Raw genomic sequence first — 7,800 nt, forward strand, 5'->3', positions numbered from 1 at the left:
TTGAGTTCCAGTCCACGTAGTATCAGGGCTAAAAAAATGAGGGAGGCATGATGCCTCCCTCTTTCTATTGCAAGCCACGCTGGATAAAGGCTGAAGGAACATCGACTGGAAACAGCCTTGCTCCCCCAACTCAAGTCGCATTTATGAATAATTAGTCAAAAATGTGCTTATCTGAACAGCATTGCACCCCTGGGGTGGCCTTCCTGTTATTGGTTTCATGGGGGTATCGGCTCTGTGTGCCGGGAGATGAACCAGTCAGCCGGACTGCTCCGCCAGCGTGATGACGCGGCCGCCCTTGTCACAATACATGGCCCTGTCGGCCTGGATGAGCCACTGCTCCGGGCTCCAGTCATGCTGGTAGTGGCTGACGCCGATGCTGATGCCCACCTGCATCGGCTGGTCATTGACCACGAAGGGGGCCTGCATGGCCTGGCGGATCACGGCGGTGACCTCCTCTGCCTGACGGATATCGTAGCCCGGCAGCAGCAGGATGAACTCGTCCCCCGCCAAGCGGGCAAAATAGCACTGGTGGCCGATGGCGTCGTGGATCCGTCGGGCCAGCTGGCAGAGGATGGCATCCCCCTGGCTGTGGCCGAAGTTGTCGTTGATGCGCTTGAAGTCATTGAGATCGCAAAACAGCAGGCAGCCCGGATTGTCGCTTTGCACCTGGTGTTTCAACTGCTCCATCAGGCTCAGGCGATTGGGCAGCCCGGTAAGGGGATCGAGGCGGGCCAGTTGCAGTATCTCCTGCTCTCGCTGCTTGCGCAGGGCCACTTCCTGGTTGAGCCGCTTGTTGCTCATCAGAAGATAGAGGGAGAGCAGCAGGATGAGACCACCAACACCCAGGCTCAGCAGGAACCATGGACGCCAGAAGCTCCACTGTTCTGAGGGAACCTGATAGAGAAAACGGGTCAGGGAGACCGGTTTGGCAAGGAGGCCTATCTCCACCAGCTGCTGCATGATGTGAGCGAAGCGATCCGGATTCATATACCCGATCTCCACATAGAGCGGCTGGATCATCTCCTTGCTCATCTGCAACTCGTATTCCATGTGGGCCTGGCTGCGGTTGACGCCATACTCCGTGCGCAGCAGGGCGATGGCTTCCTCGGGGTGGGTGAGGGCATAGCGCCATCCCTTGAGGCTGGCTGCACGAAAACGTGCCACCCGCTCCGGATTGAGCCGCTCCTGTGCCTGGGTGGTGAAGAGAATGTCGCTGTAGAAATCGATGCCGTAGTTGCGAGGGTTGATGACGGACACCGAGATGCCGCGCTCTTCCAGATAGAATGGCTCATTGCTCAGATAGGCGTTGAAGATGTCTATTCGGCCGGCGATCAGATCGTCGATGTTGACCGAAGTGGGTACCGGGATGAGCTGGCGCTCGTGAAGTCCCTGATAGTAGAGGGTGGCCAGCAGTTCGGCATCCTGATGACCCGGAAACATCATGATCCGTTTGCCACGCATGTCCGCAACGGTGAGAATGCCGCTGTCGCGGCGTGCCAGGAAGATGGAGGGAGAGTGCTGGTAGACGCTGGCCAGCGCCAGCAGCGGCTTGCCCTGGGCGTAGTGGGTCAGCACCTCGGTGTTGCCGACGCCAAAGTCGGCGCGTCCGGCCAGCACCTCCTGAACCGGACTTATTCCCTTGCCACCTGGCCTTATCTCGACATCCAGACCGGCGTCGGCGTAATACCCCTTGGCCTTGGCCATGTGATAGCCCACAAACTGGGGCTGATGCAGCCAGCGCAACTGCAATACCACCTTCTCCGGCAGATCACGTGTCCGTTCACTGGCCTGGAGGGGCGAGAAGCAAGTGATGCCAAGCAACAACAGCCAAAACAGGCATTTTTTCATTCGTGCGATTCTTGTGCTGAGGGTCCATGAAGATGGCCTGCAGGCCTGCATTCAAGTTGTTAACAAGTAACATTCTAAAGGGTTATACATGTACCGGATACAATTGCAGCACAAAGATTTCATGGTGATTAACAAGCGTCCGGGCATTGGCATGCACGATGATGCCGGCGAGCCGGGTCTCGTCAATCGGGTCAGAATGGATACCGGTCTTGACCTCTATCCGGTCCATCGACTGGACAAGATGACCTCTGGGTTGGTGCTGTTGGCCCGCACCCCCGAAGCGAATCGCGCCCTCAGCATGGCTTTCGCGGCGCGGGAAGTGAGCAAGCAGTATCTGGCCCTCTCCGATCGCAAGCCGAAGAAGAAGCAGGGCTGGGTGAAGGGGGACATGGAGAAAGGGCGAGGCGGCAGCTGGATGCTGAGCCGCACCCAGGATAACCCGGCCATCAGCTGGTTCGACTCCGTTTCGGTGCGCGAGGGGCTGCGCCTTTATCGCATCAAGCCCCGGACCGGCAAGACCCATCAGATCCGGGTGGCCTTGAAGAGCGTGGGAGCCCCCATCCTCGGGGATGAGCGTTACGGCGGCACGGTGGCGGATCGCGGTTATCTGCACGCCTGGCGCCTCGCCTTCACCCTGGTAGGTGAGAGTTTCGATCTCGTCTGTCCGCCCGATGAGGGGACACTGTTCCTCCTGCCCGAGTTGCATGCCGCCATCGCAGAGATCACCGAATGAGCGCAGCAACCGTGAGAGTCCCAGCCCGTGGCTGGATCCTGGCCGACTTCGATGACACCCTGGCGCCGGATGACAGCCATGCGGGGTTGCTGCGTTTCATCTTGCGCCGCCGTCTCTGGCCGCTGCTGCTGTGGCCACTGATGGCGTTCGGTGCCGTGATCTATCTGCTGCCAGGTCAGCGCAGTCGCGGCATTGCACTCATCTGGTGGACCATCACCCTCGGGCTATCCCCCCTGGCCTGGCGCGCCTTGATACGGCAGTACAGCCTGACCCGGCCCGGTCTGTATCGGGAGGCGCGAGCCCTCCTGACGGGGGAGGGGTACCGCTGCTGGGTCATCTCCGCCAGTCCCCGCGCCCTGGTCCGTGCCCAGCTCCATCGTCAACTGCCAAGGCTCCCTCACCGCATCATCGGCTCGCGGATGGGTTACCGTTTCGGCGGCCTAGTGCCGCGCTTCTATTGCCATGGCAGGCACAAGCTGCTGCCCGAGCTCCTGACCCTGGAGGCCGCACTCACCCTGAGTGACAGCCTGCACGATCTGCCCCTGCTGGCGTTGGGGGAGCAAGCCTGGCTCATCAACCCGCAAAGGACTCGATTGCTAAAGGCGAGGGCGGTGCTGCCCCATATCGAACCCCGTTATTGGTCGCTGTAAGGCAAAGCTGACAGCCTTGCGGGACGCTAACGAGCGCAGTGCAAGGTTGGGGCTGTGATGTCACATTTCATTTACATTTTTTGGCGCGGATCCCCGCCAAACTATCTGAACGCCGCCCCTTCTCATTCCCTGCGCTCGCCACTCTAATGAAACAAGTTGTTAAAAATGCCGTGCGGGCTGCCTGTCGAGCCCTTGCGGCGTGAACCGTTTCGTTATCAGTTCATCGCAAGGAGCGCATCATGACCACCCCCTCTTCCCGTACTCACACCATCAACCCCCTTGGCACCGACGGGTTTGAGTTTGTCGAGTACACGGCGCCGGATCTCAAGGGCATTGCGGCCCTCAAGGCGCTGTTCGTCTCACTGGGCTTTGCCGAAGTGGCCAAGCACAGGCACAAGCAGTGCTGGCTCTATCGCCAGGGGGACATCAACTTCGTGGTCAATGCCGAGCCCCACTCCCAAGCGGAGGAGTTTGCCCGGGCCCATGGTCCGAGCGTGTGCGGCATGGCGTTTCGGGTGAGCGATGCCGGCCGTGCCCAGCAGTACGCCATTGGCCAGGGGGCCAAGCCGTTTGTGGGCAAAATCGGCCCCATGGAACTCAACATCCCCGCCATCTACGGCATCGGCGAGAGTACCCTCTCCTTTGTCGATCGCTATGGCGAGCGGGGCTCCATCTATGACGTGGACTTTATCTTCTACCCCGACTGGCAGGCCCGCATGGCCGAGGTGGACGCGGGGCTCTATGAGATCGACCACCTGACCCACAACGTCCATCGCGGCAACATGAACCTCTGGTCGAATTTCTACGAGCGGATCGGCAACTTCCGGGAAATCCGCTACTTCGACATCGAGGGCAAGCTGACCGGACTGCACTCGCGCGCCATGACGGCCCCCTGCGGCAAAATTCGCATTCCCATCAACGAGTCGGCGGACGACAAGTCCCAGATAGAGGAGTACCTGCGCCAGTACAAGGGGGAGGGGATCCAGCACATCGCGCTCGCCTCTGCCGACATCTATCACACCATCCGCACGCTCAGAGGGCGGGGAACCGGCTTCATGCCGACGCCGGACACCTACTACGAGAAGGTGGACAGCCGGGTGGCGGGTCATCAGGAGGATCTGGCGGCGCTGAAAGAGCTGCGCATCCTCATCGACGGCTCGCCGACGAAGGACGGCATCCTGCTGCAGATCTTCACGGACACCGTCATCGGTCCCGTGTTCTTCGAGATCATCCAGCGCAAGGGCAACGAGGGCTTTGGTGAGGGCAACTTCCAGGCATTGTTCGAATCCATCGAGCTGGATCAGATCCGCCGTGGCGTGCTGGACGGATCCACGCAAGGGGAGGTGAACAGTGCCGCGCAGGGCCAGAAAAACGGAGAACCGAGCGATGCGTAACTGGATAAGCTTCCCCCATCGGGAGGGAACCCACTCCCGCCAGGCCCATGCCGATCTGCCGGAGCAGGCCATCTATGAGCGCGAGCTGGGGCGCTCGGGCTTCTTCGGTCCGGCCACCCACATGCACCACAAGCATGCTCCCACCGACTGGGTCAACTGGGAGGGACCGCTTCGGCCACGGGCGTTTGACTTGAACGATCTGCAGGAGGAGGTGAGCTCCCTCTCCCCCTGGGTGATGCCGGATATTCTCAGCAACCCCCACTGCCGCTACCGCATCTGGCGCCTGCATGAGCCCATGCCGTTTCTGGTGCGAAACGCCGATGGCGACGAGCTCCTGTTCATTCACGAGGGGAGCGGAGAGTTCTACTGCGACTACGGACACCTCATCTTGAGAGATGGCGACTATGTGGTGATCCCCCGTGGCACCATGTGGCGCATCGAGCCCACCGCGCCCCTCTTCATCCTGATGATAGAGGCGACGGAAGACAGTTATCAGCTGCCGGACAAGGGACTGGTGGGCAATCACGCCATCTTCGATCCGGCGGCCCTGGACGTGCCCGCCATCAACGAGCGCTTCCTGGCCCAGCAGGATGAAAACCCCTGGTCGCTGCAGATCAAGCGCCACGATCAGGTCTCGGTCGTCACCTGGCCGTTCAACCCGCTGGATGCACAAGGGTGGCACGGGGACTTGTGCGTGGTGCGCCTCAACTGGCGGGATATCCGCCCGCTGATGAGCCACCGCTACCACCTGCCTCCCTCGGCTCACTCCACCTTCGTGGCGAGCCGGTTCGTGGTCTGCACCTTCGTGCCGCGTCCCATCGAGAGTGACCCAGGCGCCCTGCGGGTGCCCTTCTACCACAGCAACGACGACTTCGACGAAGTGCTCTTCTACCACGCTGGGTACTTCTTCAGCCGGGACAACATCAAGCGGGGCATGGTCACCTTCCACCCTGCCGGCTTCACCCATGGTCCCCATCCCAAGGCCTTTGCGGCGGGACTGGCTCATGCCAAGACCTTCACCGACGAGGTGGCGGTGATGCTCGACACCCGGGATGCCCTGGCCGTCGGCCCGATCTGCGAAGGGGTCGAACACCCCGGTTATGTCACCAGCTGGCAGCGTCCAGAGACGCTCGGCAAATAAGGAATTCGATATGAAACTGGCAACCCTGAACAATGGCAAGCGCGACGGCGCCCTGGTGGTGGTGAGCCGCGATCTGGCGCGCGCCGTCCACGTGACGACCATTGCCCCGACCCTGCAGTCGGCCCTCGACGAGTGGGGCGAAGTGGCGCCGCAATTGGCGAAGGTTTATCAGCGACTCAACGAGGGCGCCTGCCCCGACGCCTTCCCCTTCGATGAGACCGCCTGCCTCTCCCCGCTGCCTCGCGCCTACCAGTGGATTGACGGCAGTGCCTACGTCAATCACGTGGAGCTGGTGCGCAAAGCGCGCGGTGCCGACATGCCAGAAAGCTTCTGGCACGATCCCCTGATGTATCAGGGAGGCTCTGACAGCTTCCTGCCGCCCCGTGGCCCCATCGTGATGGGCTCCGAGGAGTGGGGTATCGACTTCGAGTCGGAAGTCGCCGTCATCACCGACGACGTGCCCATGGGCACCCGTTCGCAGGGGGCGGCGAGCCACATCAAGCTCTTGATGCTGGTCAACGACGTGAGCCTGCGCAACCTCATTCCCGGGGAGCTTGCCAAGGGCTTCGGCTTCTTCCAGTCCAAGCCCTCCAGCAGCTTCTCGCCGGTGGCCATCACCCCGGACGAGCTGGGGGATGACTGGCGCGATGGCAAGGTCCACCTGCCCCTGGTGACCCACCTCAACGGCGCCCTGTTCGGGCAGCCCGACGCCGGGGTGGACATGACCTTCAACTTTGATGAACTGATTGCCCATGCCGCCAAGACAAGGCCGCTCGGGGCGGGCTGCATCATCGGCTCGGGCACCGTCTCCAACTACGACAGAAGCCGGGGATCCTCCTGCCTTGCCGAGCGGCGGATGCTGGAAATTATCGAGTCAGGTCAAGCCACTACACCCTTTCTGCGCTTTGGTGATACAGTGTCCATCGCGATGCAGGATCGCAACGGGATGAGTCTGTTTGGCACCATTTTGCAGCGGGTCACGCAAGCAACGGCCGAGCGGGCGAGCTAGGAGAGCCCGACCCCGGGAGGGGCGGGCGACACGGCAGGTGGCAGACACCTGCCACCACAGGGACACACTATGCTGCAGTTGTTTGGATATTGGCGCTCATCGGCCAGCTTTCGCGTGCGTTTGGTACTGCAACTCAAGGGGCTCGATTATGAGCAGCACCCGGTCAACTTGCGGCAGGGTGAGCAGAAGGAGAAGGCCTACCGCCGGGTCAATCCACAGGGACTGGTGCCGTTTCTCGTGGACGATGACGTGCATCTGGGTCAGTCGGTGGCCATCATGGAGTACCTCGACGAGACCTATCCCGCCTACCCCCTGATGCCCTCCGCCCCCATCGAACGTGCCCGGGTGCGCCAGATCGTCAACATGATCGCCTGTGACACCCACCCCCTCAACAACCTGCGCGTGCTGCACTACCTGGAGCAGGAGCTGGGGCAGAGCAAGATGGCGCGGGATGCCTGGTATCGCCACTGGATTGACGAGACCTTCACCGCGCTGGAGCAGCTTCTCATGACCACCGCCGGCATCTATTGCGTGGGCAACGAGGTCACCCTGGCGGACTGCATGCTGGTGCCCCAGGTCTACAACGCCCGCCGCTTCGACATGACCCTGGATGACTACCCCACCATTGCGCGCATCGTCGCCAACTGCGAGCAGTTGCAAGCCTTTATCAAGGCCGCCCCCGCCAATCAGCCGGATGCCCAGCCCTGAAGCTGTGCAGACCGGGCCAGCGCGTTGGCCCGGTCTGCCGTCTCTTTCCTTGCCCGGGTTATCTTGCTCGCCTCAGGGCGTGCCATTGGCCCCATAGCGTCGAAACCCCGGCCGCTCTTTCAGTCGCTGATAGTAGTCGTCCACGGCGGGTAGCGACGGGCGATCATAGGGCGTCTCCAGCCAGCGGTTGACTGACAGCCCGATGGGAATGTCTGCCAGCGAGAAGTGCGGACCGGCCACATACATATACAGGACCTTAAGAAAACACTTCATTTGAAATTCCTTCTAAGGTCCTGTTCTGTATCGATTTTCGCTGC

At 61.4% G+C, this 7,800-nt stretch carries 8 protein-coding genes; 6 read left to right on the forward strand and 2 right to left on the reverse strand.

The window, feature by feature from the left end; translation table 11 throughout:
* Nucleotides 1-255: 255 nt before the first annotated feature.
* Nucleotides 256-1,848, reverse strand: coding sequence for a GGDEF domain-containing protein (locus OKB81_RS03590; RefSeq protein WP_010675126.1), 1,593 nt, complete (start codon nucleotides 1,846-1,848; stop codon nucleotides 256-258).
* Nucleotides 1,849-1,936: 88 nt separating this feature from the next.
* Here OKB81_RS03590 and OKB81_RS03595 point away from each other — a divergent pair, with 88 nt between their 5' ends.
* From OKB81_RS03595 to maiA, 6 genes are all read left to right on the forward strand, one after another.
* Complete coding sequence (locus OKB81_RS03595) at nucleotides 1,937-2,581, forward strand: TIGR01621 family pseudouridine synthase (protein WP_160837112.1); 645 nt, start codon at nucleotides 1,937-1,939, stop codon at nucleotides 2,579-2,581.
* Nucleotides 2,578-3,231, forward strand: coding sequence for an HAD family hydrolase (locus OKB81_RS03600; RefSeq protein ID WP_160837114.1), 654 nt, complete (start codon nucleotides 2,578-2,580; stop codon nucleotides 3,229-3,231). The genes OKB81_RS03595 and OKB81_RS03600 overlap by 4 nt, the downstream gene beginning before the upstream one ends.
* Nucleotides 3,232-3,470: 239 nt before the next feature.
* Complete coding sequence (hppD, locus tag OKB81_RS03605) at nucleotides 3,471-4,625, forward strand: 4-hydroxyphenylpyruvate dioxygenase (protein WP_041214989.1); 1,155 nt, start codon at nucleotides 3,471-3,473, stop codon at nucleotides 4,623-4,625.
* On the forward strand, nucleotides 4,618-5,766 hold the full coding sequence (locus OKB81_RS03610) for a homogentisate 1,2-dioxygenase (protein ID WP_160837116.1): 1,149 nt from the start codon (nucleotides 4,618-4,620) through the stop codon (nucleotides 5,764-5,766). The genes hppD and OKB81_RS03610 overlap by 8 nt, the downstream gene beginning before the upstream one ends.
* A 10-nt stretch (nucleotides 5,767-5,776) precedes the next feature.
* Entirely contained in the window at nucleotides 5,777-6,775 is a 999-nt protein-coding gene (locus OKB81_RS03615) for a fumarylacetoacetate hydrolase family protein (RefSeq protein ID WP_160837118.1), read from the forward strand.
* 69 nt (nucleotides 6,776-6,844) lie between these two features.
* Nucleotides 6,845-7,483 (forward strand): maleylacetoacetate isomerase, encoded by a 639-nt coding sequence (maiA, locus tag OKB81_RS03620; RefSeq protein ID WP_010675120.1) that lies wholly within the window; start codon nucleotides 6,845-6,847, stop codon nucleotides 7,481-7,483.
* A gap of 72 nt (nucleotides 7,484-7,555) precedes the next feature.
* Here maiA and OKB81_RS03625 read toward each other — a convergent pair whose 3' ends face one another.
* Nucleotides 7,556-7,756 (reverse strand): hypothetical protein, encoded by a 201-nt coding sequence (locus tag OKB81_RS03625; protein ID WP_270666129.1) that lies wholly within the window; start codon nucleotides 7,754-7,756, stop codon nucleotides 7,556-7,558.
* Nucleotides 7,757-7,800: the final 44 nt, after the last annotated feature.

Origin of the sequence: Aeromonas sp. QDB56, assembly GCF_027705505.1 — a bacterium.
Taxonomy (GTDB): Bacteria; Pseudomonadota; Gammaproteobacteria; order Enterobacterales; family Aeromonadaceae; genus Aeromonas; species Aeromonas caviae.